Source organism: Streptomyces graminilatus (assembly GCF_001418565.1).
GTDB classification, from domain to species: Bacteria; Actinomycetota; Actinomycetes; order Streptomycetales; family Streptomycetaceae; genus Streptomyces; species Streptomyces graminilatus.
The window spans coordinates 21,313-46,825 of record NZ_LIQQ01000267.1 but is presented as its reverse complement, the minus strand read 5'-3'; the positions used below and the strand labels follow the sequence as shown (position 1 = coordinate 46,825).

General features: G+C 71.8%; 19 protein-coding genes. 6 read left to right on the top strand and 13 right to left on the bottom strand.

The annotated features are described in order from the left end of the window. Positions 1 to 43: 43 nt before the first annotated feature. From AOK08_RS22535 to AOK08_RS22520, 4 genes are all read right to left on the bottom strand, one after another. Positions 44 to 778 (bottom strand): 3'-5' exonuclease, encoded by a 735-nt coding sequence (locus AOK08_RS22535; RefSeq protein ID WP_055529126.1) that lies wholly within the window; start codon positions 776 to 778, stop codon positions 44 to 46. A gap of 123 nt (positions 779 to 901) precedes the next feature. Further along, on the bottom strand, positions 902 to 2,140 hold the full coding sequence (locus AOK08_RS22530; protein ID WP_055529124.1) for an SAV2148 family HEPN domain-containing protein: 1,239 nt from the start codon (positions 2,138 to 2,140) through the stop codon (positions 902 to 904). 115 nt (positions 2,141 to 2,255) lie between these two features. Continuing rightward, positions 2,256 to 3,554 (bottom strand): copper amine oxidase, encoded by a 1,299-nt coding sequence (locus tag AOK08_RS22525; RefSeq protein ID WP_055529122.1) that lies wholly within the window; start codon positions 3,552 to 3,554, stop codon positions 2,256 to 2,258. A 91-nt stretch (positions 3,555 to 3,645) separates the two neighbouring features. Then, complete coding sequence (locus AOK08_RS22520; RefSeq protein ID WP_055529120.1) at positions 3,646 to 4,473, bottom strand: hypothetical protein; 828 nt, start codon at positions 4,471 to 4,473, stop codon at positions 3,646 to 3,648. 193 nt (positions 4,474 to 4,666) lie between these two features. Here AOK08_RS22520 and glgX point away from each other — a divergent pair, with 193 nt between their 5' ends. The 3 genes from glgX (at position 4,667) to AOK08_RS22505 (ending at position 10,930) form a co-directional block, all read left to right on the top strand. Then, the gene (glgX, locus tag AOK08_RS22515; RefSeq protein ID WP_055529118.1) at positions 4,667 to 6,808 is read left to right on the top strand and encodes a glycogen debranching protein GlgX; all 2,142 of its coding nucleotides are present in this window, start codon (positions 4,667 to 4,669) and stop codon (positions 6,806 to 6,808) included. A gap of 121 nt (positions 6,809 to 6,929) precedes the next feature. Then, positions 6,930 to 9,314 (top strand): malto-oligosyltrehalose synthase, encoded by a 2,385-nt coding sequence (gene treY, locus AOK08_RS22510; RefSeq protein ID WP_055529110.1) that lies wholly within the window; start codon positions 6,930 to 6,932, stop codon positions 9,312 to 9,314. Between the two features lie 359 nt (positions 9,315 to 9,673). Continuing rightward, entirely contained in the window at positions 9,674 to 10,930 is a 1,257-nt protein-coding gene (locus tag AOK08_RS22505) for a M14 family zinc carboxypeptidase (RefSeq protein WP_055529140.1), read from the top strand. Positions 10,931 to 10,972: 42 nt separating this feature from the next. Here the strand turns inward: AOK08_RS22505 and AOK08_RS22500 are convergent, their stop codons facing one another. Together AOK08_RS22500 and AOK08_RS22490 are read right to left on the bottom strand one after the other, a co-directional pair. Next, positions 10,973 to 11,431, bottom strand: coding sequence for an SSI family serine proteinase inhibitor (locus AOK08_RS22500; protein WP_198539344.1), 459 nt, complete (start codon positions 11,429 to 11,431; stop codon positions 10,973 to 10,975). Between the two features lie 396 nt (positions 11,432 to 11,827). Continuing rightward, a complete protein-coding gene (locus tag AOK08_RS22490; RefSeq protein ID WP_055529106.1) occupies positions 11,828 to 12,379 on the bottom strand; it encodes an FHA domain-containing protein in 552 nt (183 codons plus the stop codon). 162 nt (positions 12,380 to 12,541) lie between these two features. Here AOK08_RS22490 and treZ point away from each other — a divergent pair, with 162 nt between their 5' ends. Further along, a complete protein-coding gene (gene treZ, locus AOK08_RS22485) occupies positions 12,542 to 14,287 on the top strand; it encodes a malto-oligosyltrehalose trehalohydrolase (RefSeq protein ID WP_055529099.1) in 1,746 nt (581 codons plus the stop codon). Between the two features lie 27 nt (positions 14,288 to 14,314). On the opposite strand, the gene AOK08_RS22480 is transcribed toward treZ, so the two are convergent. Beyond that, positions 14,315 to 15,265, bottom strand: coding sequence for an aminoglycoside phosphotransferase family protein (locus AOK08_RS22480; protein WP_055529097.1), 951 nt, complete (start codon positions 15,263 to 15,265; stop codon positions 14,315 to 14,317). A 53-nt stretch (positions 15,266 to 15,318) separates the two neighbouring features. Then, positions 15,319 to 16,443: an aminopeptidase P family protein gene (locus AOK08_RS22475; RefSeq protein ID WP_055529096.1), complete on the bottom strand. Its 1,125-nt coding sequence runs from the start codon at positions 16,441 to 16,443 to the stop codon at positions 15,319 to 15,321. A 257-nt stretch (positions 16,444 to 16,700) separates the two neighbouring features. On the opposite strand from AOK08_RS22475, the gene AOK08_RS22470 reads away from it, so the two are divergent. Then, positions 16,701 to 17,456, top strand: a complete 756-nt coding sequence (locus AOK08_RS22470; RefSeq protein ID WP_055529094.1) for a phosphodiesterase — start codon at positions 16,701 to 16,703, stop codon at positions 17,454 to 17,456. A gap of 10 nt (positions 17,457 to 17,466) precedes the next feature. Here AOK08_RS22470 and AOK08_RS22465 read toward each other — a convergent pair whose 3' ends face one another. Next, the gene (locus AOK08_RS22465) at positions 17,467 to 18,156 is read right to left on the bottom strand and encodes a PDZ domain-containing protein (protein ID WP_055529092.1); all 690 of its coding nucleotides are present in this window, start codon (positions 18,154 to 18,156) and stop codon (positions 17,467 to 17,469) included. Positions 18,157 to 18,327: 171 nt separating this feature from the next. Between AOK08_RS22465 and AOK08_RS22460 the strand changes: the two genes are divergently transcribed. After that, positions 18,328 to 19,863, top strand: coding sequence for a hypothetical protein (locus AOK08_RS22460; protein WP_055529090.1), 1,536 nt, complete (start codon positions 18,328 to 18,330; stop codon positions 19,861 to 19,863). 135 nt (positions 19,864 to 19,998) lie between these two features. On the opposite strand, the gene cyc2 is transcribed toward AOK08_RS22460, so the two are convergent. From cyc2 to AOK08_RS22440, 4 genes are all read right to left on the bottom strand, one after another. Then, entirely contained in the window at positions 19,999 to 22,152 is a 2,154-nt protein-coding gene (cyc2, locus tag AOK08_RS22455) for a germacradienol/geosmin synthase Cyc2 (protein WP_055529087.1), read from the bottom strand. Between the two features lie 126 nt (positions 22,153 to 22,278). Next, on the bottom strand, positions 22,279 to 23,505 hold the full coding sequence (locus AOK08_RS22450; protein ID WP_055529135.1) for a damage-control phosphatase ARMT1 family protein: 1,227 nt from the start codon (positions 23,503 to 23,505) through the stop codon (positions 22,279 to 22,281). A 132-nt stretch (positions 23,506 to 23,637) separates the two neighbouring features. Beyond that, complete coding sequence (locus AOK08_RS22445) at positions 23,638 to 24,288, bottom strand: ScbR family autoregulator-binding transcription factor (RefSeq protein ID WP_055529085.1); 651 nt, start codon at positions 24,286 to 24,288, stop codon at positions 23,638 to 23,640. A 72-nt stretch (positions 24,289 to 24,360) separates the two neighbouring features. Further along, entirely contained in the window at positions 24,361 to 25,257 is an 897-nt protein-coding gene (locus AOK08_RS22440) for a ScbA/BarX family gamma-butyrolactone biosynthesis protein (protein ID WP_079054201.1), read from the bottom strand. Between the last annotated feature and the right edge of the window lie 256 nt (positions 25,258 to 25,513).

The window sequence follows — 25,513 nt, the reverse complement described above, 5'->3', positions numbered from 1 at the left end:
AAACAAGACCCGGGCCGGACCGACGATGCCATCGAACGCCGGATCAGTGGAGGTGCCCGGGTTCCCGCTGGAAAGCACGCCGTACCGGCCACGTCCCGTCCACCACCGCGTCGACCTCCCCCTTGCGGCGCAGAAAGCTCTGGAAGTCCGCCGCCCATTCCGCGTACCACTCGATCTGGCGCCGGTGCAGTTCCACCGGTGCGAGTTCCGCGACCTTGGGGTGGCGGTCGGCTATCGCGCACGCCAGGCGGGCCGCGGCCAGCGCGTCCGCCGAGGCGTCGTGGGCCGCGTCCAGTGGGACGCCGTACTCCCCGCACACCGCTTCGAGGTTGCGCTTGCCGCGCCGGTAGCGGTCGACGGAGCGGTCGATCGTGTACGGGTCGATCACCGGAGCCGGGTCCAGACCGCCCAGCCGCTCCCACAGGGACGGCAGGCCGTGCCTGCGCAACTCGGCGGAGAGCAGGGTGAGGTCGAAGTTCGCGTTGTAGGCGACGACCGGCACCCCCGTCTTCCAGTATGTCGTCAGCACGTCCGCCATCGCGTCCGCGACCTGGTCGGCCGGGCGGCCCTCGCTGGTCGCGCGTTCGTTGGTGATGCCGTGCACGGCGACCGCATCGGCCGGGATCTCCATCCCCGGATCCGCCAGCCATTCCCGGCGGCCGAGCGGTTCGCCGCCCCTTACCTCGATCACCGCGCCGGTGACGATGCGTGCCTCGCTCGGATCCGTCCCGGTCGTCTCCAGGTCGAAGCCGATCAGCAGCTCATGGTGCCAGCCCATGCCTGGCCCCCCTTCTTGCCTTCTTGGTGGTGCTTTCCCCCAGTGGTCTCCACGATCCCATGAGCCACTGACAATCGGGGGACCGCGTTCCGCTTGAGAGGGACAGGCCGGAGGGCGAGCGGGTCAGGACACCGGGCGCGAGTCCGCCCAGGCCAGCTCGAACTCCTCGCGATATGTCGGGAAAATTCCCATCTCCTCGGAATCACCCGGCTTCACCACCTTGCTGCCGCCCCGAAGGACCAGCACCGGCGCCTCCATCCCCCTGGTCCGGCGCAGATACGTCTGGACGATCGCGATCCCGTCCGAGCCGTCCCCGTCGACGAGGTAGGCCGTGAAGCGGGGCGTCTCGTCGAAGACCTGGATCTCGAAGGCGCCCGGGTCGCGCAGATTCGACCGCACCCGGCGCATGTGCAGGATGTTCATCTCCACGGCCCGGCTCAACTCGCCGCGTTTGATGCCGAGTTCCCGCTCGCGCCGCTTCACCGCGCTGGACGCGGGGTTCAGGAACAGCAGCCGCACCCGGCAGCCCGACTCCGCGAGCCGCACCAGCCGCCGCCCGGAGAAGTTCTGCACGAGCAGGTTGAGGCCGATACCGATGGCGTCGAGACGGCGCGCGCCGCCGAATATGTCCTCGGCCGGGAACTGCCGCATCAGCCGTACCCGGTCGGTGTGCACGGCGACCACGTCCCCGTACCGTTCACCCACCAGGTCCTCGACCGCGTCCACCGGCAGCCGGCGCGCGGAGGGCACGTCGCCGCCCGCGCCGAGGGACTCCAGGAGCTTGCCCGAGGCCCGCTCGGCCTGACCCAGCACCGCCTCGGACAGGGCCCGGTTGCGGGAAACCACGTTACGGGTGACCTCCAGCTCGTCCAGGGCGAGTTCGACGTCACGGCGCTCGTCCACGTACGGCTCGAAGCACGGCCAGTGCTGCACCATCAGCTCGCGCAGTTGGGGAAGAGTCAGAAAGCTGAGGACGTTGTCGTCCGCCGGGTCGAGCAAGTAGCCCTTGCGGCGGCTGACTTCGCGTACGGCGACCGCGCGCTGCACCCACTCCTGGCCGGCCGGTCCGGCGGCGGCGACCACCCACTCGTCGCCGTGGACGGGCTCGTAGATGGGGCGCAGTACGGCGGCGACGACCGCGCGCAGCCTCTGTTCGACCAGGTTCAGCCAGATGTAGGCCCGGCCGGCCCGCTGGGCGCGCGTACGCACCTCGTGCCAGGCGTCGGCGTCCCAGTCCAGCTCGGGGCCGATGGAACCCGTCTCCATCGGCCGAGCCAGCGACACCGCGCCGGGTGGGACCTCTGTGGAGTTCCCCTCGTGACCCTCGTCACCAGGGGGCAGCTCCAGCCCTCCCGAGCCCACCCGCGCACCGCCTTCCGCTCCCCCGAGCTCTCCCCGTTGGCCGAGCCCGGCCAACGATCAAGGAAGGGTACTCCGGGAGCGGTCGGCGGTGCAGCAGGATGGACAGGGTCGTTTCTCAATCCCCGCTTCCGACATGCCCGTTCTGGTCGGCGAGGGCTGCGGGAGTGAGCGGATTCATAGCGGTGACATCGCGCGGGGCGATGGAGAAGCCCTGCCAGTGGACCGGCATGGGCTGCTGGTCCTCGTCCCGGGCTATGTGGTGGAAGCCCACGTTCACCCAGACCAACGGGTGGGTGAGGGTCTGCCCGTTGACCCATCCGTCGACGGACGTCTTGGCGCCGGCACCGCAGTTGCCCAGGTTGTCGCTGGAGAACTGCTCGCACTTGTTGTACTCGGTGAAGTACACGTCGTGCCGGGTGTAGCTGCGGCCCGGGTACTTGGTGGTGGGGCCGGGGACGATCTCGTACGACCGCGCGTGGCCGTCCTTGTTCTTGCCGGTCGCGCTGACCATGCGCCACCAGCGCATGTTCTTGGCGTCGCCCGCGAGTTCCTTGGTGATCGGGGTGCGGGTCGTCTTGTTGGTCGGACCCTCCTCGCCGCTCGCGGGCGGGCTCACCACGGAGTCGTACTGCTCGACCTTGCCCTTGGAGGAGCCGTCGAGGCCGAAGTCGAGCCGCCAGAACACGTTGTGGCTGTGGCTGGTGGCGTACGCCTTGGCGCCCTTGCCGATGGGCCAGCCGCGGCCGTCGCCCGCGTCGTAGTCCTCGGGCGCGAGGCTGCCGGTGGCGCCGACGTTCATGCCGATGGTGCCGTCGTCCTGGAAGCGCCACTCGGTGATGTACTCGTACCAGCCGGTCTGGTTGACCGTGTAGACGAGCAGTTCCTTGCCCTGGGTCTGCCAGACCTTGTTCGCGGTGTCGCCCTGCATACGGTAGGCGTGGCCGCGCGAACGGGTCGTGGTGCACAGGCCCTTGACGTTCTCGTCCGCCGGGTCCCAGGCCTCGGGAACCTTGACGGTCTTGATGGTGCCGCCGGGGCATTCGCCGGGCGCCATGTTCCGCAGGCCCTGGGCGAAGCCCGCCCCGGTCAGGTCCTGGTACTCGGCCTTACCGTCGTCGTAGGGGACGTGGATCTGGGCCAGCCGTGCGGAGTTGAGGACCTTGATCGGCGCGGCTTCGCCCGGGGGCTGGTACGAGATGTTCTCCAGGACGAGCCCGGCCCTGCCGTCGTAGCGCCAGCACATCCGCCAGGTGGTGCCGGTGCTGAGCTTCTGCTCGATGCGGTAGGCCGCGCTGCACTCGGCGGGCGGTACGGGCGCGGCCTTCGGCTGGGCGGTGGCCGGCCCCGCCGCCGTGGTCAGACCGGCGGCCAGCGCGACCGCGGAGAGGCCGACGAGCAAACTCTTTTCACGCATGACGAAGAGACTCCGTAGGGGGTGAGAGCTGGGAAAGGGGAAGGTGAGGAAAGGTTCCGGCCGCGGGTGAATCGGGGCGGCCTTCACCTGGTCAGCCGAGCTTGGCCACCTTGTGGGCGCTCAGGTCGACCACGAGCGAACGGGAGTCGATCCACGGCCCGTTCTTCGCCTTCGGGAAGATCCGCACGCAGCGGTGGTCGCCGCACTTGTCGAACTCGGCGGGCTGGGCGCCAGGAACGGCCTTGTACACCATGCTGGTGACAAGCAGCTGGTCCGGCGAGGTGAGTTCCTTGCTGGTGGCGTCCTTGTAGTCGGCCCGCAGGCCCTCGCCCAGCGGGTCGGCGATCAGCAGCTTGGTCGCCTCGAAGGTCTCGGCGCGGCTCAGCGGCGGCTGGACGCCCCGCTGGGTGTCGGTCCGCTCGACCTTGCCGGTGTCGAGGTTGACGGTCCTGGTGACCAGGGCGTCGTCCTTGTAGTCGTAGTACGACACCACCGCGCGCCGGGGCGCGTTCGGGTTGTCCACCTCGGCGGCGTCCGGCTCGGCGAGGTCGACGCCGATCCGCTGTGCGCCGGGCTGTCCCTCCACGTTCTCGGCGGAGTCGAGCATCCGCGTGTTCCCGGCGATCCGCTCGACCCGGGCCATCTCGTCGTCGGTCAGCGGGTCACGGCCCTTGCCCTTCTCGCCCTCGGCGGGTGCCGGTTCGACGACACCGGGCGGTACCGCGCCCGGCTGCTGCGCGGCCTGTCCCGCGCCGCCGCCGTCGGCCGACGTACTGCTGCCACCGGTCCCGTTGCCGCCCGATTCGTCGGCCCCTGCCGATCCCGGCAGCGTCACGGCGACCATCAATGCCGTACCGGCCACCGCGATCCCCGTACCCGCCACCACCTTGCCCAGATGGCGGCGCACGATTTTGCGCACGTTTTGTCCCCTTACTCCCCCTCGCAGCCCAGGGAGTACGTGAAGAAGGAATTGTTCCGGCGTCCCCGCCTCTGCGGGTACGCGCCTGTCGCACGGTAAGAGGGACGTAAGTCGTAGGTGGTTCCATCACTTTCGGGAAGACTCGCAGTGGAGTAGGGCCCAGCGACGGACGACAACTGAGAGAGTCGAGCGCATGCAGGTCTGGCCAGGAGAGGCGTACCCACTCGGTGCCACGTACGACGGCGCCGGCACCAACTTCGCGGTCTTCTCGGAGGCCGCCGACCGGGTCGAGCTGTGTCTGCTGCACGACGACGGCTCGGAGACCGCGGTGGAGCTGCGGGAGAGCGACGCGTTCGTCCGGCACGCCTACCTGCCCGGTGTGATGCCGGGGCAGCGGTACGGCTTCCGGGTGCACGGTCCGTACGAGCCCGAGCGCGGCCGGCGGTCCAATTCGGCGAAGCTGCTGCTCGATCCGTACGCCAAGGCGATCAGCGGTTCGATCGCCTGGGGCGAGGAGGTGTACGGCTACCACTTCGGCGAGCCCGAGCGGCGCAACGACCTCGACTCGGCGCCGCACACCATGTCGTCGGTGGTGGTCAACCCGTACTTCGACTGGGGCGACGACCGGCGCCCGCGCACCGAGTACCACCACACGGTGATCTACGAGGCCCATGTGAAGGGCCTGACGATGCGCCACCCGGCGCTGCCCGAGGAGCTGCGCGGCACCTACGCGGGGCTCGCCCACCCCGCGATCATCGAACATCTGACCGCACTCGGTGTGACGGCCCTCGAACTGATGCCGGTGCACCAGTTCGTGAACGACCACCGTCTGGTGGACATGGGGCTGAGCAACTACTGGGGTTACAACACGATCGGCTTCTTCGCCCCGCACAACGCGTACGCGTCCTGGGGCGACCGGGGCCAGCAGGTGCTGGAGTTCAAGTCGGCGGTGCGGGCGCTCCACGAGGCCGGTATCGAGGTCATCCTGGACGTGGTCTACAACCACACCGCCGAGGGCAACCACCTCGGCCCGACCCTGTCCTTCAAGGGCATCGACAACGCGCAGTACTACCGGCTCGCCGAGGACCGGCGCTACTACACGGACACCACGGGCACCGGGAACTCGCTGCTCATGCGGTCCCCGCACGTGCTCCAGATGATCATGGACTCGCTGCGTTACTGGGTCACCGAGATGCACGTCGACGGTTTCCGCTTCGACCTCGCGGCCACCCTGGCCCGGCAGTTCCACGAGGTGGACCGGCTGTCGTCGTTCTTCGACCTGGTCCAGCAGGACCCGGTGGTGTCCCAGGTGAAGCTGATCGCCGAGCCGTGGGACGTGGGCGAGGGCGGCTACCAGGTGGGCAACTTCCCGCCGCTGTGGACCGAGTGGAACGGCATGTACCGCGACACCGTACGGGACATGTGGCGGGGCGAGCCGCGCACGCTCGCGGAGTTCGCGTCCCGGCTCACCGGCTCCTCGGACCTCTACCAGGACGACGGCCGCCGTCCGCTGGCCTCGATCAACTTCGTGACCTGCCACGACGGTTTCACGCTGGGCGACCTGGTGTCGTACAACGAGAAGCGCAACCTGGCCAACGGCGAGGACAACCGGGACGGCGAGAGCCACAACCGGTCCTGGAACTGCGGCGCGGAGGGCGACACGGACGACCCCGGCGTCCTGGCCCTGCGGGCGCGCCAGCTCCGGAACTTCGTCGCGACGCTGATGCTGTCCCAGGGCGTGCCGATGATCAGCCACGGCGACGAGTTCGCCCGCACCCAGGGCGGCAACAACAACGCGTACTGCCAGGACAACGAGATCTCCTGGGTGCCGTGGCCGGGCGGCGCCGACAACGACGAGTCCGCAGCCGATCCCGGCTCCGCGGGACTGCTGGAGTTCACGCGCGCGATGGTGTGGCTGCGCAAGGACCACCCGGTCTTCCGCAGGCGCCGCTTCTTCCACGGCCGTCCCGTGGAGGGCACCCACGACGATCTGTCGGACATCGCCTGGTTCACTCCGGCGGGCGAGGAGATGGTCCAGCGCGACTGGAACTCCGCGCAGGCGGTCGCGCTGAGCGTGTTCCTCAACGGCAACGCCATCTCGGAGCCGGACTCGCGCGGGGAGCGTGTCACCGACGACTCGTTCCTGCTGATGTTCAACGCGTCGCCGAAGTCCCTGGAGTTCGTGGTGCCGGTCAACCACGGCCGCCAGTGGCAGGTGGTGGTCGACACGACCCGCCCGGAGGGCGTGGCACCGGGCACGGGCGCGAAGGTGGCGGCGGGCGACCGTCTGACCCTCCTGGACCGCAGTCTGACGGTGCTGCGACGCCCGGCGTAGTCGTCGCCCAGTCGTTCTCGCGGCCCTCCACGCGCGCGTGGAGGGCCGTTTTCGGGGCCGTGTGCGGGAGTCGCCGGCACGGGCTGACACGAAAGGCGGCAGGGCGGGTACGTAGGTTCCCATGACACCTGAGCGTCCTGAGCCGGTCGTGCCCACGGCGACCTACCGGCTGCAACTCCAGCCCGCGTTCCCGTTCGGCGCGGCGGCGTCCGCCGTGCCGTATCTGGCCTCGCTCGGCGTCTCGCATCTGCATCTGTCGCCGTTCCTGGAGTCCGTCCCGGGTTCTACGCACGGCTACGACGTCGTGGACCACGCGCGCGTGCGCGCCGAACTGGGCGGCGAGGAGGGACTGCGGGCGCTGGCGCGTACCGCGCGGGAGCACGGTCTCGGCCTGGTCGCGGACATCGTGCCCAACCACATGGCCATGTCCCCGCGTCACAACCGCCCCCTGTGGGAGGTGCTCCGCGAGGGCCCCGCGTCGCCGTACGCGCGGTGGTTCGACATCGACTGGGAGGCGCAGGGCGGGCGCCTGCTGCTCCCGGTGCTCGGGGGGCCGATCGGGGCGGAGCGGGACCGGCTGAGGGTCGAGCGGTGGCAGGACGCGCACCTGGGGTACGACGGCCACGTCCTGCGCTACTACGACCATGTCCTGCCGCTGCGCGAGGGCACCGAGGAGCTGCCGTTGGACCGGCTCGTCGACGCCCAGTGGTACCGCCCGGCGTGGTGGCGGCTGGCGCGCACGGAGCTGAACTACCGGCGGTTCTTCAGCATCTCGGAGCTGATCGGGGTGCGGGTCGAGGACCCCGAGGTGTTCGCGGCGACCCACGGGAAGGTGCTGGAGCTGCTCGCCGACGGGGTGGTGGACGGGCTGCGGGTCGATCACCCGGACGGTCTCGCCGACCCGGGCGGGTATCTGCGCCGGCTCCACGAGGCGACCGGGGGCCGCTGGACGGTGGTCGAGAAGATCCTGGCCGACGGGGAGCATCTGCCGGCGGGCTGGCCGGTCGCGGGGACCACCGGCTACGACGCCCTGCGGCACCTGGACGGCCTGTTCACGGACCCGGCGGGCGTGGGTGAACTCCTCGGCCAGTACCGGCGGTTCGCGGCCCCTCAGGCCGACCGGGGCGGGCACTGGGAGGCGACGGTACGGCGGGCCGCGTACAAGGTGGCGACGCATGAGCTGGCCACCGAGGTGGACCGGCTGACCCGGGAGGCGGACCGGCTCTGCGCCGGCTCCCCGGATCCCGCGCCGCGCGACCGCGCCCCCTGGGCCCTGCGTACCGCGCTGCGCGAACTGCTGGTCCGCATGGAGGTCTACCGCCCCTACACCCCCGGGGACACCGCCTCCGTGGTCACCGAGGAGGCCGCCGCTCAGGCCCGGCAGGCGTTCGCCGTCCCGGAGGAGGGCGGCGCCGTGGACGTCGTAAGGGGCCTGCTGCTCGGGACCTACGGGAACGGGCCCGGGCAGGTCGGGTTCCGGGAGCGGTTCGCGCAGACGTCGTCGGCGCTGCGGGCCAAGTCCGTGGAGGACACCGCGTTCTACCGCTATGTGCCGCTGCTGTCGGCGACCGAGGTCGGCGGCAGCCCGGGCGGCCCCGCCGTGTCCCCGGAGGACTTCCACGCCTACTGCGCGCGCGTGCAGCGCGACTGGCCGGCCACCGGGACGGTGCTGTCGACGCACGACACGAAGCGCAGCGCCGACGTACGCGCGGCGCTGGCCGTGCTCACCGAGTGCCCCCGGCGCTGGGCCGACGTCCTGGCGGAGGTCACGCGCGCGGGTGAGGGCGTGCCCGACGCCCAACTGGCGTGGGCGGCCTGGCAGACGGCCTTCGGCCTGGGCCCGGCGGACGCCGAGCGTCTCCAGGGCGCCCTGCTGAAGCACGTCCGGGAGGCGGGCCTGCACACGTCCTGGACGGAGCAGGAGCCCGCGTACGAGGAGGCGGTGGCGGTGTTCGTGGCGGCGGGCCCGTGCGGGGCGCCCGGCGAGCACGTGGCGGCGCTGCGGAGCGCCCTGGAGCCGTACATCCGGGCGAACGTCCTGGGCGCGGCCCTGCTCCACCTGACGATGCCGGGCGTACCGGACCTCTTTCAGGGCACGGAGAGCGAGTACCTGGCCCTGGTGGACCCGGACAACCGCCGTCCGGTCCGGTTTCCTCCCGAGGCTCCCGGTGAGAAGGACGGGCTGACGGCGGCGGCACTGCGGCTGCGCGCGCGGCGCCCGGCGGTGTTCGGCGACACGGCGACGTACGCGCCGCTCGTCGCGGAGGGTCCGGCGGCGGCGCACTGTGTGGCGTTCGCGCGCTCCGGGGAGGTGGTCACGGCGGTGACCCGGCTGTCCCTGCGGCTGGCGGACACGGGCGGCTGGCGGGACACGCGGCTGCCGCTGCCGCCGGGCAGGTGGGCGGATCTGCTGGCTCCGGGGCGGGAGTTCACCGGGCACGCGCGCGTGGAGGAGCTTTTCGCGCGGCTGCCGGTGGCGTTGCTGGAGCGGGTCGGCGAGGAGTGAGCAGATGGGTGATCAGAGGGGTGAAGAGAGGGGTGAAGAGAGGGGGCGCGAATTTTTCAACGCGCGCCCGCGTGAGCGCCTTGGAGCCCGGCTCACAAGGCGCACGCTCCCGGCAGGCACGCGGGACAACCGGCGCGTGGTGGTGAGTTCCGCCGAGCGCTTCGCGCCCCGCCGGCGGCCCGCACAGGGCCTCTCGACGGGCGGTGAGCTGCCGTCCCGCGCGGCGATTGTCCCGTCCGGCCGTCGCCGTCGGCGCCGAATGCTCCTTGGCGCCCCCTGGCGCCGCCCCACCGCCACCTTGACAGTTCCCTGACGCCATGGGGTACTGCGGATTGCGACGCCGGGTGGACCAGACGGGGGTGAGTCTCCTGCCGGAGCAGCGCTACCCCAGTGTGAACGAACTCGTCTCGTCCGCCCGGGCGCTGGCGGCTCACCGGCCCGGCCTGTGCGCCTTCAGACAGGTGGGCCTCTCCCGCGCGGGACGGCCCCTGCACCTGCTGTCCGTGGGGCACGCGCGACGCGCCGTGCTCGTCGTCGCGGGCGCCCACGCGAATGAACCCACGGGCGGTTCCACGCTGCTGTCGCTGGCGGAACGGACCCTGCACGACCGCGAGTTGCGGTCGGGCACCTCATGGCACTTCCTGCTGTGCGCGGACCCGGACGGGGCCAGCCTGCACGTCACGCCCGCGCCGCGCAGCCTGCTCGACTACCACCTCGGTTTCTACCGGCCGGCCGGGCCCGAGCAGCCCGAGTGGGCGCCCTCCGTCCTGCCGCCCGACCGGCTGCCGCCGGAGACCCGTGCCCTGACCGGTGTCATCGACGAACTGCGGCCCTATCTCCAGGTCACCCTGCACGGCACCGACGTGGGTGGCAGTTGGGTGCAGTTGACGAAGGACGTCCCCGGTCTCGCCGAGCCGTTCGCCAAGTCGGCGGCGGAGCTGCACATCCCGGTGGAGACGGGCGCCTCGGACGCGGCGGGCTGGCCCGCGTCGGGGCCCGGTGTGCATGTGATGCCGGCGCCGGGCTCGGACGCGGCGTACCCGAGCATGCCGGACGACGCGCGGCACAGCACCTGGTACCACGCCCACCGGTACGGCGGTCTGACGGCGGTCGTCGAGGTGCCGATGTGGGCGAGCGACCTGGTGGACGACCCGGCCCCGCATCCCGCCCCGGCGGCGGCGATACGGCGGCTGGCGGGCCGGCTGCTGCGGGACGGGGTGGAGGTCGAACAGGTGCTCGCCGACGCGCTGCCCCGGCTGACGGGCGCCGAGGGGCCCCTGCTGCGGGCCGCCCAGTGGGCGCTGGAGCTGGTGCCCGGACTGGCCGCCGACTGGACGCACACCCCGCCCGCCGACACGACGATGGCGTACGTCGGCAGCGTGGACGCGTTCGGGCGGCGGCTGCCGCTGCGGGCCGCCGCGATGCTGCTGCGGGTCCTGCGGGAGACCGACGACCGCGCCGCGCCGCGCCTCGAAGACCTGGTCGCGGCCTGGAGCGAGGCGTTCATGGACCGCTTCCGGGCCCGCTGGGTGCCCCTGGAGCACCAGGCCGAGCACCAGGCCCGCACGGTGGTGGCCGCGGCGCGACACGCGCGCGAGGGGGCTCCCCGGAGATAGCCGGGGAGCCCCCCACGGCCCGCGACGGCCCTTGACAGGGCCTTACAGGGCGAACACCGCGCCGGTCCTCGCCGCCAGTTCGCATCCGTTGGAGAAGGTCCTGTCGTATTCCCTCGGGCGGCCGTTCCACTCGCCCTGCGCGTGCACGGTGACGGGCGAGTAGAGCATCGGGCAGAGGGTCTTCCTCGGCGGGATGCCGCCGATGTCGCCGTCCACCGCGGCGAGTTCCGCACAGGCGCGCTCGGCGTGCGCGTGTCCCAGGGGCGGGTCGCAGGTCACCAGCGCGCCACGGGGGTCGCCGGCGCCCGGCTCGCCGGGGCTGACGGTGAGGTAGAACCAGTTGCCGCCGGCGTCCTCCTGGGAGACCGCCTGGGCCGGGGCGGAGGCGGCGAGGAGCAGGCCGACGGCCAGCAGGGCGCCGCGTACCGCTCGCGCGGTGCCTGCGGGCCTGCTGATCCGGACGGGCTTGATGGTGCTGCCGGTGCTGATCGTGTGGGTCATGCCCTGTGCATCGGCACCACGGTCCCCGCACCCCAGCCCGGATCACCCGAACGTGACCACGCGCGCGTGGGGCGAACCACCGGCTCGAACACGGCGAGCGCCACCCGCGACCGGTGTTCGACCGGACGGGCGACCGGTGTCCAGCACACCCCGCAGCCGTCGCGGCGGCCGGCACACCACTCGTCGATCAGCCGACCGAGCGCGCCCAGGACGCCGCCGGCCACCGGTCCGGCGCCGCGCGCCCACGGACTCGTCGGCGCGCGGTCCGGGCACGCCTCGGATCCGACGGCTGCCGTGTCCCACGGACAGCGGCCACAAGGGGTGTGCCCGCGCGCGGGGTGTCCACGGCACGCGAAGCGAATCGCTCCCGCGCGGCAGAACCGGCAGAAGCGCCCCTCACTCCGCCGAGAGGCGGAACGCCATGTTCCCGAAGCCGATCTGATCGCCGTCCCGGACGACGGCCGCGCCGATCACGCGACGGCCGTTCACCGTCGTCCCGTTGGTCGACCCGAGGTCGCGCAGCACCCACAGTCCGCTCTGGTGCCGGAGTTCGGCGTGGACGCGCGAGACCGTCTCGTGGGTGAGGCGCAGGCCGTTGGCGGGGTCGCGCCCTATGCGCAGCGGGTGGCCGTTGCCCGGGTGCGGCAGCAGCAGCTTGGGGAGCCGCTCGGCCTGCCAGGCCCTGCGCAGCCGTACCGTGAAGCCGGAGAGCGCCTCGACCGCGCCGAACACCGCGCGGGACACGCTCTTCTCGGCGGGCAGGTCGGCGGTGAGGACGGCCAGTTCGTCGGACCGGCGGGCGGCCAGCGCCAGTTCCATGCGCCGGACGAACGTGTCGTGCGAGAGCCGCCCCAGCGCGACACCCTCCCGGAGTGCCTTCAGCGCCCGGTCGCGCTGCGCGTCGGAGAGGCGCGGTGGGTACGTGTGGAACTCGAAGGACGACGTCACGTTCGTGATTGTCGGGCAGCGCGCGCGGGGTGTCCACAAAACGCGGAAACGGGCGCCCTACGGTCAGGTCGAGCGCGGACCCGGGTGCGTTTGAAGAACCGTGGGACGGGCTAGGTCCCGGTGAGCAGCGCCCGGCAGAGGCAGAGACAAGGGGATCCGTCCGTGCACTTCGAGGTGTGGGCACCGCAGGCCAGTCGCGTGACACTCCGGTGCGACTCGGGCACGCGCGCGTTGGAGCGCGATCCGGAGCGCGCGGGCTGGTGGTCCGGCGAGGCCGAGGCCCAGGACGGGTCGCGTTACGGCTTCGCCGTGGACGACGGCCCCGTACTGCCGGACCCGCGCTCGCGCCGCCAGCCGGACGGTCCGGACGGGCTGAGCGCCGTCGTCGACCACGGGCGGCACACCTGGCAGGCCGAGTGGGCCGGCCGCGCGCTGCCGGGCGCGGTCCTGTACGAGCTGCACGTCGGCACGTACACGCCCGAGGGCACGCTGGACGCGGCGGCCGAGCGGCTCGGTCACCTCGTGGAACTGGGCGTCACACACGTCGAGTTGATGCCGCTGTGCCCGTTCCCGGGTCGGCACGGCTGGGGGTACGAGGGGGTGTCGCTGTGGGCGGTGCACGAGCCGTACGGCGGTCCCGAGGCGCTGAAGCGGTTCGTCGACCGGGCGCACGGACTCGGTCTGGGGGTGGTCCTGGACGTCGTGCACAACCACTTGGGGCCGTCCGGCAACCATCTGCCCGCCTTCGGCCCGTACTTCACGGACACGCATCAGACGCCCTGGGGATCGGCGGTGAACCTGGACGCGTCCGGTTCGGACGAGGTGCGCGCGTATCTGCTGGGCAGCGCGCTGGCCTGGCTGCGGGACTACCGGGTCGACGGGCTGCGCCTCGACGCGGTGCACGCGCTGCGGGACACGCGCGCGTGCCACTTCCTGGAGGAGCTGTCGTCGGCGGTGGACGCCCTCGCCGCCGAGCTGGGCCGGCCGCTGTCCCTGATCGCCGAGTCCGACCTCAACGACCCGCGGATCGTCACCCCGCGCGCGGGCGGCGGTCTCGGACTGCACGCGCAGTGGAGCGACGACTTCCACCACGCCCTGCACACCGCGCTGACCGGTGAGTCGCGGGGCTACTACGAGGACTTCGCCCAGAACCCGTTCGCGGCGCTCGCGAAGACGCTCACGGGCGGCTACTTCCACGACGGCACGTACTCGACGTTCCGGGGCCGCGCGCACGGCCGCCCGCTCGACCGTACCGGTGTCGCCGCGCACCGGCTGCTCGGCTACACGCAGACCCACGACCAGGTCGGCAACCGCGCCCAGGGGGACCGTCTGTCGGCCTCCCTCTCCCCCGGGCTGCTCGCCTGCGCCGCCGCCCTGATGCTCACCGGGCCGTTCACGCCGATGCTGTTCATGGGCGAGGAGTGGGCGGCGGGCACTCCGTGGCAGTTCTTCACCGACCACACGGACGCGGACCTCGCGGAGGCCGTACGGCGGGGCCGGCGGCGGGAGTTCGCGTCGCACGGCTGGGCCGAGGAGGACGTGCCCGACCCTCAGGACCCGGCGACCCGGGACCGCTCCTGCCTCGACTGGTCGGAGCCCGAACGCGGGCCGCACGCGCGCGTGCTGTCCTGGTACCGGGAACTGATCGCGCTGCGCCACGCCCAGCCCGACCTCACGGACCCGGACCTCTCCGACATCAAGGTCGCGTACGACGACGAGGTCCGCTGGCTGGCCTTCCGGCGCGGGGACGTACGTGTGGTGGCGAACCTCGGCGCGAAGCCGGCGGCGGTCCCCCTGGGCCCGCGCCGCGCGCGGGTGCTGGCCGCCTGGGAGCCGGTCGAACTGCCCGGCGAGGACGGGTTGCTGCACGTTCCCGGGGAGTCCTGCGTGGTGCTGGAGCAGGAGTGAGCGCGGGGCGGGGGCGGATGCGGGGGCCTATCCCTCCTCGGTGCCGTCCTCCCGCGGCTCCGTCACCCGCTCCAGCAGGATCGCCTCCCAGGCGCGCCGCAGCCGGTCCCTGAGGAGCGGCAGCGGGCCCTTGTCACGGCGGGCGAGGCCCTCGGCCAGCCGCACGACGGTGTCGCAGCGGGCGAGCCACAGGCCGCGCAGACAGGGCCGGGCCGCGTACCCGGCGAGGGTGGCGGCCCGTACGGCCGCCGGCGAGCCGACCGCGAGGGCCAGGCCGGCGATGTCCTCGGCCGGGTCGCCGACGACGGCGTGGGTCCAGTCGAGGACGCCGCGCACCCGGCCGTCGGCGCTCACCACGAGGTGGTCGCCCCTGAGGTCGTGATGGACGAGGACCGCCGTGGCTGCCTGCGGGACGAGGCGGGTGGTGGCGGACTCGGTCAACTGGTGGAGCCGGGCGGGATCGAACTCGTCGGCCGCGGCGAGGCGTTCGGCGGCGCCTTCGGCGGCCCGGCGCAGCGCCTCCAGGGAGCGCGGCCCGACCCTCGGCACTCCGAGCGTCCCGGCCTGGCGTACGGGCACCTCGCGCAGCCCGGTGAGGAAAGCGGCGAGGTCGGCCTCGCCGACGGCGGAGACGTCGTGCTCCTCGGCCGAGCCGCCGGGCAACCTGGTGTCCAGCGCGCAGGCCAGTCCGGGGGCCCACTCCCCGTGCGCCACGCCGACGGGGACGGCGACGTCGATGTGCGGGCGGACGAGGTCGCGCAGGCGGAGTTCGCGGCGCAGCCGCGCGGACGTCCCACGATCGGGGGCCAGGCGCAGGACGTATCCGGAGCCGACCCACCAGGTGGAGTACTCGCCGCCCGCCCCGCCCTCGGCGGCGGGCCTGACGTCCGGCCCGCCGGTGTCGGCCGGGCCGTCCGGGAGCAGGGAACGGACCAGTCCGCGGACGGTGTCCGCGGTGGGTGTGGGTGGCTGAGTCATGGTCGTGCCGCTGTCTTCGGGGGTGAGGGCGGGGATGGTCTCCTGGTGTGCGGTCAGTCCACTATGACCAGCTCGCGGGTCGTGTTGTTGAGGCGCCGGCCGCCGTCCTCGGTCACCGTGACGATGTCCTCGATACGTACGCCGAAACGTCCGGGCAGGTAGACGCCGGGTTCCACGGAGAAGCACATGCCGGGGACGAGGGGCCGCTCCTCGCCCTCGATCATGTACGGCGGCTCGTGGGTGGTGACGCCGATGCCGTGGCCGGTGCGGTGGATGAAGTACTCGCCGTAACCGGCCCCGGTGATGACCGCGCGGGCCGCCCGGTCGACGTCCTGGCACGCGGCGCCGGGCCGCACGGCCCGGAAGCCCGCCTCCTGGGCCTCGCGCACGATGTCGTGGACCCGCCGCTGTTCGGCGTCGGGTTCGCCGACGTGCACCGTGCGGGAGGTGTCGGACCCGTACCCGTGCACAAGGCCGCCGAAGTCGAGAACGACCATGTCGCCGTGCTCGATGACACGGTCGCCGGCCTCGTGGTGCGGGTTGGCGCCGTTGGGGCCGGAGGCGACGATCGTGAAGTCGACCTGGGAGTGCCCGAACCGCCGCAGCAGATCGGCCAGATCCCCCGCGACGTCGCTCTCCCGGCGTCCGCCGAAGGGAACCTTCCGGATCTCCTCGTACGTTGCGTCGGCAGCCGCGCCCGCGGCTGCCAGGCGGGCCAGTTCCGCCGCGTCCTTCACCGCGCGCAGCATCGGCAGCCCCTCGGTGAGGGAGACGTACGAGCTGCGGGGCAGCGCCCGCTGGAGCGCCAGCAGATGCAGCGCCCAGGCGTTGTCGCTGACCGCGAAGCGGCCGGTCGCGTCCAGGAGGGCGGCGGTGGCGGCGTACGGGTCCTTGCCGTCGGTCCAGTCGCGCAGGGTCAGGGCGGGCGCGCCCGCCGCGTGTGCCACGTCCGGGGCCTCCAGGGCGGGGACCACCAGCACCGGGTCCTGTCCGGCGGCCAGTACCAGCAGGGTGAGGCGTTCGGTGACCGCGGGTGTGTAGCCGGTGAGCCAGACGAGGTCGGGTCCCGGTGCCACCAGGATCCCGGCGAGCCCCGCGTCCTCGGCCGCCCGTACGGCGCGTGCCATCCGGGCCCGGTAGTCGTCGGCGGTGAAGGGCTCGGGCGTGCTGCCGGTCATCCGGGCCTCCGTGGAAGGGCGAGGGGCTACGGGCAGCATCCTGCCCGGATGCGCGGGGCGACGCGAGCCGATTCACGGTCCCCGCCGACCGCGTCGCCCGTCCCCTCCTCCTGCGACTAACGGCCGAGAGTTGCGCAACCATTAGATCCAGCGCTTAGATCTAATGGCTGAACCCACCTGAACCATTAAGCCGAAGCCCTTAAGCCGAAGCCATCGAGTCGAACCATTGAGTCGAACCATCAGGGAGACGGAAGGCCATGCTCGTAATCGCCCACATCAGTGATCTGCACCTCGACGGAACCGCGCGGTCCATCGCACGCGCCGAACAGGTGCGCGACCGGCTGTGGGAACTGCCGGGACAGATCGACGCCCTGCTGGTGACCGGGGACATCGCGGACCACGGCACGGAGGCCGAGTACGAGCAGGCCGCCCGCGTCCTGGGGCTGCGCACCGGGGACACGCCCTTCCCGGTGCTCACCTGTCCGGGCAACCACGACAGCCGCGCCCCCTTCCGCAAGGCGCTGCTCGGTCTCCCCGCCACCGGGGAGCCGGTCAACAGTGCGCACGTCTTCGACGACGCGGCCGTTCTGATGTGCGACTCCAGCGTGCCGGGCAGCGACGAAGGCGCCCTCGACGACGAGACGTACGCCTGGATCGAGGCAACGCTCGACGAGCTGGACGACGAGACCCCCGTACTTCTCGCCTTCCACCACCCGCCGGTCGCCCTGCACCATCCCCTGCCCGACGCCTACCGGCTGGACCGGCCCGACCGGCTGGCGGCCCTGCTGGAGCGGCGGCCCCAAATCGCCGGGCTGATCACCGGTCACGCGCACACATCGGCGGCCACGGTCTTCGCCGGCCGTCCGCTGCTCGTCGGCCCCGCGGCGACCTGGACCCTGCGGCTGCCATGGGAGGGCGCGGAGACCGCCGACCGGGACGCCCCGGTCGGCCTCGCCTTTCACATACTGGACGACACCGGGCGGCTGACCAGCCACTTCAGGGTGGTCGCGTAGCTGGGGGCGGTCAGGTGACCACGCCCGGGATCGCCACCAACTGCTGGTAGCCACCGCTGCGGTGAAGGACCGTGAGGGTGACCTCCGTCCCCGGGCGGGCGTGGACGACCACCCGGGCGAGATCGGACGCCGAGTCGATCCGGTTCCCGCCGAACGCGAGGAGTACATCGCCCCGGACGAGCCCCGCGGTGTAGCCCGGTCCGGGCACATGGACGCCGACGAGCAGGGCTCCCGCCTTCTCCGCGTCCACGGCCTCGACACCGAGCGTCGCGGTCACGGCCGAGGACGAGGAGGCCGAGTTCACGCCGCCCGGCGGCGACTTGGCAGGGCCTGCCCCCGACGCGGGTCCGGACTCGGACCGGGACCCGGCACCCGCCCCGCGGCCGGACTCGGACCCGGACTCGGCGGGCGCCCTGCCCCGCGGGGCCGCCGCGCCCTCCGGCCGGCCCTGCTGCCCTTCCCCTCCCGTATGGCGCCGCAGGTCCGCGAGCTTGCTCATGCCGATCGCGGTGGCGCCGAGCGCGCCGAGCCCGACCCCCGCGAGGACCAGAACGGCCCCGATGAACAGGCCGAACAGAAGGGTCGTCAGCCGTCGGCCGCGCTTGCGCGCGGCATGCGGGCGCCGGGCCGGGCGGGGTGTGGTGCCGCCCGCCGGTTCCCGTCCGGGCATCGGCTTGGGACGCAGTGCGGTCTGTTCCATGGTTCGCCTCCGCCAGGTGATGTACCCGGCACACCGGCGCACCACGAGCCACGAACGAGTGAGACTGACGAGGGGCCGGACCTGGGCAGCCATAGGCGTCCACCTTGATACGGAAAGTGATAATAGGATGCAATATTCCCGTTGTCAGTGGGGGCTGTTACGTTCTGCGGCATGACCGATCACGCCCTGCGGCTGCTGCGCCAGAGCCGTTCCGCCGCTGAACTGGCCGCGTTCCCCTTCGACTTCGACCTCGGCCGCGCCGAACACTGCGAAGAGGTCCGCCTCGCCTCGGGCGGGCCACTGACGCCGGTGGCCGGCGACGGCGCGGGAGGCACGTATTTCGTGTGCGGGGACGGATCCGTGCTGTACTCGGACTCCGAGGGCTCGGCCGGGATCATCGGTTCGAGCGTCGACGAGGCGCTGGAGACAGTGATCGGCCTGCCCGGCTGGCACGACTACCTGGATCTGTCGCCCGCCGACGGTACGGAGAAGATCCTCGCGCGGGTCGCGGAGACGGAGGAGGAGATCCGCGCGGACCACCACATCGACGCCGAACGCGCGGAACTGCGCGCCGCCCTGGGGCTGCCCGAGCGCTCCCCCGTGGAGCTGATCGGCATGCTGCACACGGCGCTGCTGCGCACCGAGCCCGACTTCCTGCTGCTCAATGCGGAGGAGGGCGGTGCCTACGAGCGGCTCGACCGGCATCCGCGCCCGCCACTGTGGGAGCCGGTGCTCGCCGCAGGCCGAGCCGACCTCGCCGTGCTGCGGGCGGGCGAGGGCCCGGCGGAGTGGGAGGCGGTGGCCCGGGATCCGCTGCGCCGCCGACTCGCCCTGCGGGCCGCGCAGTTCGACCGCGCGGACGGCGATCTGGGGCTGCTGCGGCACCTGGTGCGCTGCGAGGCCCAGTCGTCGATGACGGAGGAACTGCGCCTCGACGCGGTCCTGGTGGGCCTGCACGGCCTCGACGAGGATCTGCCGCTGCTGCGTGAGGTCAGGGACACGGACTTCGACACGGCGTGCGGTCTGAGCGAACTGGCCGGGCCGGAGGACACGGGTGCCGATCTGCGCCAGTGGGCACTGGACATGGACGCCTCGATGTTCGGCACGGACCCGGCGGACGAGCCGGCGTTCACCTGGACGGAGCTGGCCCGTGACCAGGGCATGACCGAACTGGCCCGGGTCGCGCTGATCCGCCTGCTCGACGAGACGGATCTGACGCTGTACCAACATCGGTCACAGCGGCCCGGCCGGGCTCCGGAGGCGGTGGACACCTCCGAACTGCGTGCCCTCAGTCAGGAGTTCGAGGAACTGGGCGACCTGTTCCAGGCGCTGCGCGCCCAGCGTCTGTTCGCCGACGTCCAGGACACGGCCTGGGCACGGGTGTCGGCCCGGCTGACACAGGCCCGCCTCGAACGGGAGCTGGGGCTGCTGCCGCAGGCCACGGCCACGCTGGTGACCCTGCGCGCCACGCTGACCGATCCCCGGGACACGTCCCTGCGGCTCTGGCACGGGGTGAACCTCGGCCGTTCCATCGCCGAGGAGCACTACGCCCTGACCCGCGCGCTGGCCGACGCGGACCTCCCGGAGGAGGCCCGCGCCCTGCTCACCTCGGCCGACGCGATACTCGGCGAGCTCTCCGGAGGCGCCGCCACGCGCGTACGGGAGCTCGCCGAGGAGACGGCGGAGCGGGTCCGCGACCTCGGCTGACGGGCAGCGGCCGAGGGCGTGGGCCGGGGATCGGAGGCGCCCCCGACGCGGGCCGGGAGGCACGCGCGGGGGGACCGGTCCCGGAGTCCCGGCCGCTGTCCGTCGGCCCACCGCGACCGGCGTGGCAGGGAGTCCTCAGCCGATCGGCACCGGTGAGCTGCGGTCCGGCAGAAAGCCGTGGGACCTGCCGGCCAGATGCTCGGCCTTGTAGCGGGGCACCTCCTGGTGCCAGTTCAGAATGCCGGACAGCCAGTTGCGCAGTTCGGCCACATAGCCGTCCATGGTCGCGCGCGCGTCCTCCGTGAGCCTGAAGTCCTCGTACAGGACGGGGAATTCATGGGCGGCGACATGCTCGAACTGCTGCATGCGCTGGGTCATCAGATCGTGGATGATGCCGAGCGCGGTGGGGTAGTCGCAGCCGAAGAAGTTCTGGACGACGAGGATGCCGTTGTGGATCTCGCCCTCGTACTCGATCTCCTTCTGGTAGGAGAAGACGTCGTTGATCAGGCACGCGTAGTCGGCGGCGGCCTTCTCCAGTGACTGGACGGGTCCGCTGCGGTAGACCTCGGGCGGGACCGTCCGGCCGTGGCCGACACGGCACAGGCTCATCGTGAGGTCCGAGCCGAAGGTGGCGCGGCGCATCTCCAGGTAGTCGATGGGGTCCGGGATGCGGTTCTGGGTCTGGTTGGTCAGTTCCCACACCCAGCTCTCCGTCATCACGTTCACCGCCGCGCGGAACGTGCGCCGCTGGTCCGGGGTCATCTCGACGGTCGTGCGCCGCCACAGGTCGATCAGGCCGCGTTCCATGGCGTTGACCGGTACGGGGAAGTCGTCGCCCTCGACGGGCATGCAGGCGGAGAGGCGCTCGGTGCACAGCAGGGCCGCGGCGAGGTCTCGGCGGTGGCCGAAGACGAGGGGGTAGTAGTCGTCGCCGTAGGTGCCCCAGGCCAGCCAGGCGGAGCTGAGGTCGAGGGCGTCGGCCGTCGCGTCCGGGTGGATGCCGGCCGCGCACAGCGGCAGGTCGGCCGCGGCGAGCTTGTCCTCGTCCCAGACGCCCTCCTGGAGGATGCCCATGGCGTGCGACCAGTCGACGAGGCGGGACCGGGCGCCGTCCAGGTGGGGGCTCAGGGTGAGCCCGAACGGCATGTAGAAATCCGGCAGGAGGGACGGGCCGACCTTCTGGTAGGGCTGGTGCGTGTACGCGCGCAGCCGTTCGGCGCCGGCCGAGGCCAGCAGGGCGCCGACGTTGGCGGCGGACGTACCGAAGCCGCCGACTCCGAACGGCCGCGACTCCTCCAGCGCTCCTTCGTTCATGTACCTGCTGGAGCGCAGGTGCCACTCGTGGCCGCCGGACTGCCAGTCCTGAAGCCCGCGCGTGTACGCGGCCACCGCGGCGACCTGATCCGGCGTCAGCCCCTTCGCCAGGGCCAGTCCGGGCACCTCGGTGAGCGCGGTGTGCTCGAACTGGTGGAGCCGGGAGGTGAGGATGTCGTTGACGGTTTCAGCGGCCTCCTGGGTGGTGCACCCGAAGAAGGTCTCCAGGACGAGCACACCGTTGCTGAGCTCGCCCTCGTCCTCCACCTCTCGCTGGTAGGAGAACAGGTCGTTGCGCAGGTGGACACCGTCCGAGAAGGTCTCCATCAGCACCCTGAGCGGCCTCGACTCCGCGACGGACGCGGGCACTTCGGCGGTCGCGTACTCCACGAGCCCCGCCGACCAGGGTGCGCCGCCGACCTTGCGGCGCATCTCGATGTACTCGACGGGGTTGGAGACCCGCCCCTCGTTGATGTTGGACAGTTCCCACATCGACTCGTTCAGCAGATGCTCGGTGGAGACGGCGAACCGCCTGCGCCAGTCCACGGACATCGACGGAACCGTGCGCGCCCACAGGTCGGCGAGGCCCGCCTCCACCGGGTTCTGCGGTTCCGGTACGGGAGTCGAGAGATCGAGCGGCATGAAAAGGGGCAGCCGGTCCAGATAGGCCTTGCCGCCGTCGCGGTCCTGGCTGCGCTTGAAGACCTCGAGGAAATGGTCGTCGAAGAAGAACACCCACACGTACCAGTCGGTGATCAGCGAGAGGGCGGGGCCGTCGCAGTCGGGGTGGGTGTACGCGCACAACAACCCGTAGTCGTGCGCGTCGAGGTCGGACTGCTCCCAGACGCCTGAGCCCTCCAGCATCCCCATCTCCCGTGCCCAGACGGTCGAATGGGCGCGCGCCTCGTCCAGATGAGGGTTCAGGCGCGCGGGATACGGCATGTAGAAGTGCGGGAGTACGAACGGCTGTGTCATGGGCGGGGCCCTACCCCTGCCCTGGACGCCCCATCCATGGGGCCGGACATGATCACACCATCGCGTGAACCGGGACCGATTCCGGGATTCCGGACGGGCGTTGTGAGTTCACTCGACATGCGCCTACTACGACGAATCCTGAGCCGACTGCGACGACACCTGAATCGACGACACCTGAATCACCGCACGCGTACCGCTCGTGCGCCAGCGCTGCCCCTCCGCCGCGACGAGCGCCGACTCGGTGCGCGCGTCGAGACCGACGATCACGTCGGACTTGAGGGTGCGCAGGGCGGCCACCGGGCCGGGGAAGTAGGCGGTGACGTCCGCGAACGGCGTGGTGGGGGGCCGCAGGCGGTCACCGACCAGGCGGCGGTAGTTCAGGTCGCCCTTCATCAGGGTGACCGTGGCCGGGGCGAAGTCCTCGCGAAGGTCACCGGGCATCGCCGTGTACGGGAGCGGTGCGCAGGAGAAGGGGTGGGCGCGTACCACGAGGCGGCCCTCGGCCAGCGCGGCCCAGAGACGGCGGCCGTACTCGGCGGCGGCCCCGGGCGCCCGGGTCAGCCTGCGCAGGGCGTCGACCACGTCGGCGGTGGTCGCGTCGGAGACGAAGTACGGGTGCGGTTTCACATGCAGGACGGCCTGTTCGGCGTGCCCCCGGGTCAGCAGGTGGTCCAGGAGCAGCAGGTCGGGGACGAGTTCGCGGCCCGCGTTGTCCGCCACCAGACACACCGTGCCGGTGCCTCGCCGGCCGGGCCGGAGCAGGGACCAGAGGGCCTCACTGTCGTCGGCGACGAGTCCGGCCGCCTCCCCGCCCTCGTCCGCGCCGGAGAGCCGGAAGCCGAGGTCGGCCCGGTTGCCCCACAGCGACCCGTGCAGCAGAGCGCGCGCCTGCTCCTCCTCCGGCGCCTTCACCAGGTCGTCGAGCGCGGCCAGCTCCTCGTCGGTCTCCGGGGAGTCCAGTTCGGCGAGCTTGAAGGGGCGGAAGGGGTCGATCCCCCGCCAGGCACCGCCGCCCGCGCCGAAGTACCCGACCGCTTCGAGGAGCCGACGGTAGAAGAACCCCTCCGCCCACAGCCACGGCACGTCGAACCAGGACCGGCCCGCGTACTCCCCGGTGCCCCACTCCGCCCACCGCTCGCGGTCCTCGGCTTCGGCGGGGAGCGGTTCGATGACGCCCCCGGTGCAGTTCTCGAGGAGCGCGTCGAGCGCACGGTGCTGCTCCGGGCCGTACGGGAAGGCGTCCCGCACCTTCTGGATGAGCGCGGGATGCCGTTCGGCCAGCACGCTCCAGGGGAACGAGCCCGGCTCGTTGCCGAGGATCACGGGCGGGGACACGGAGTCGGAGGCAGGCATGCGCCTCACCGTACCGTCCGCGAACACGCGGACCGGGACACCGCCGGCCGAGGACCGGGCGGCCGGAGAGCAGCACCGGACCGGACCGGACGGAACCGCCCGGCCCGCCTCACAGGACCGCCCGCGCCCGGCTCACGCCACCGCCCGTATCTCCCGCTCCAACTGCGCCACCAGGCCCAGATAACGTGCCCGCCTGGGCGTGGGCACCAGTGCGCGGATGGTGAGCCGCCACATGTCCCCCGTCCGGCGGGGCTGGCGGGCGACCGGCTCCATCGCCCGGCTGACCACGCGGCTGCCCACGAAGAAGCTGACGAGGGAGTGCGCCATCGCGTCCACATCGACGTCCGGGTGCACGTCGGACTCCTTGACCGCGCCGAGGAGTCTGCCGGAGACCATCTCCGACCACTCGCGGAACGGGTGGCGCAGCGGCGGCCGTACGGTGACGTCACCGGCGGCCAGGCGCAGCCCGGCCCGGGCGATCGGACCCTCGACGGCCATCCTCGTGATCCCGAAGGTGACGCGGATCAGCGCTTCGAGCGAGGTGTAGCCGCGGCCGTCGATGTCCTTGGCCATCCGCCTGGAGGTCCTGGACTGGATCTCCAGGATGGCGTGGGCCAGGTCCTCTTTCGCCGCGAAGTGGAAGTAGAGGGCGCCCTTGGTGACATGGGCGTGCTCGACTATGTCGCTCAGGCTGGTCGATTCATACCCCTGGCGGTCGAACAGGTCGGCCGCGGCCGTGATGATCGTCGCGCGGGTCTGTTCTGCGCGTAACTGCCTCGGCATCGGCGACACCCCTCCCCACCGTACCGGCGCTCCCGAACTCCCCTGAGAAAAACGGGATATGCCGTTTGTTTGTCACTCCCTGTACAAGATAGCCGACCGTTCCGCCGTGCCCACCACGCACTCGAAAACCGTGCGTCCTTCCTGGGTTCCCAGCACCTTGAGGGTCCCGTCGCCGTCGTCCGTCGACTCGATCCAGGTGGGAAGGTCCAGTTCGGCGAACTGATGGAAGGTCGTGTCGAAGGAAACGGGTACGAGGTCCCGGCCGGGGCCCGTTCGCGCCAGCGCCGCCTGTCTGGCGGACTCCAGGAGCAGCATGCCCGGTATGTGGTCGAGTGGATGGTCGAAGAAAACAGCGTGACCGGTATCAACTCGCAACTGCCAGTTACCTTCGGTCTGTTGGGGCACCGCCAGGACCACGTCCGCCGCCGATTCACGTCCCACGAGGGCGGCGGGCAGGCCCGGCGGAACGGGCAGCGCGCTCACGGTGGCCGCCGTACGGCCGCCGCGCAGCCGGCTGAAGACGGCACCGCTGGTGCAGGTGAAAGCGACGTCGGCGTGTGCGACCTGTGCGCCGTCGAGCCGTACGTCGGCCTGGTAGCGGGCCGAGACCAGTCGCTTGCCCCGATGGCGGATGTCGGAGAAGGTGATGTCGATGGTGGGTTCGGCCGGCGTCGGCCCCACCGCCAGGCGTTCGGGGAACGTGGTGATCCGGAACTCCTGGAGCACGAACTGGTGGTCCAACGGCACCTGGTACTCGGTGTGGTTGAGCAGGGTTCCGGCCTGCCGCACGGTCTCCACGACGAGCAGCGGATCGTATGCCGTGCGATCTGGCGACACGTGTAAACAGTGGACCCGCGGCCATTGTGCGGAGACACTGAACCGGTCGGTTTCCGTTCGGGACCAGCCGGTGGGAAATGTCTCCGCGATCGACGCGCGGTGTACGAGCTGACGCGGAACGCCTGCCGTCATGAGTGGCATGTCGGCAGGCTGCGGCACTGGAAGCAATGTCTCTCCCTCGGTCCCCGTATGGCGTGGCAGCGGATGAGCGCCCGCTTCGGTGAGCGATAGAGTACGAGGCGACCGGTTTGTTTTCAACGAGATCAGTCGCCCCGGCCCTATGATCGGCGGTTCCGGCGCACCTGATGACGCGCCGTCACACACGACACGGCAACACAATCGGCACAGCCACGGACACCGGCCAACTGGGCGCCAGGGAGGGGTTCTT

Bases quoted from the DNA above. Each gene is read 5' to 3' on its own strand.
- AOK08_RS22465 (WP_055529092.1), bottom strand. From the start codon at position 18,156: ATGGAACAGACCGCACTGCGTCCCAAGCCGATGCCCGGACGGGAACCG.
- AOK08_RS22535 (WP_055529126.1), bottom strand. From the start codon at position 778: ATGGGCTGGCACCATGAGCTGCTGATCGGCTTCGACCTGGAGACGACC.
- AOK08_RS22460 (WP_055529090.1), top strand. From the start codon at position 18,328: ATGACCGATCACGCCCTGCGGCTGCTGCGCCAGAGCCGTTCCGCCGCT.
- AOK08_RS22525 (WP_055529122.1), bottom strand. From the start codon at position 3,554: ATGCGTGAAAAGAGTTTGCTCGTCGGCCTCTCCGCGGTCGCGCTGGCC.
- AOK08_RS22440 (WP_079054201.1), bottom strand. From the start codon at position 25,257: ATGACGGCAGGCGTTCCGCGTCAGCTCGTACACCGCGCGTCGATCGCG.
- AOK08_RS22470 (WP_055529094.1), top strand. From the start codon at position 16,701: ATGCTCGTAATCGCCCACATCAGTGATCTGCACCTCGACGGAACCGCG.
- AOK08_RS22445 (WP_055529085.1), bottom strand. From the start codon at position 24,288: ATGCCGAGGCAGTTACGCGCAGAACAGACCCGCGCGACGATCATCACG.
- AOK08_RS22450 (WP_055529135.1), bottom strand. From the start codon at position 23,505: ATGCCTGCCTCCGACTCCGTGTCCCCGCCCGTGATCCTCGGCAACGAG.
- treY (WP_055529110.1), top strand. From the start codon at position 6,930: ATGACACCTGAGCGTCCTGAGCCGGTCGTGCCCACGGCGACCTACCGG.
- AOK08_RS22475 (WP_055529096.1), bottom strand. From the start codon at position 16,443: ATGACCGGCAGCACGCCCGAGCCCTTCACCGCCGACGACTACCGGGCC.
- AOK08_RS22480 (WP_055529097.1), bottom strand. From the start codon at position 15,265: ATGACTCAGCCACCCACACCCACCGCGGACACCGTCCGCGGACTGGTC.
- glgX (WP_055529118.1), top strand. From the start codon at position 4,667: ATGCAGGTCTGGCCAGGAGAGGCGTACCCACTCGGTGCCACGTACGAC.
- cyc2 (WP_055529087.1), bottom strand. From the start codon at position 22,152: ATGACACAGCCGTTCGTACTCCCGCACTTCTACATGCCGTATCCCGCG.
- AOK08_RS22500 (WP_198539344.1), bottom strand. From the start codon at position 11,431: ATGACCCACACGATCAGCACCGGCAGCACCATCAAGCCCGTCCGGATC.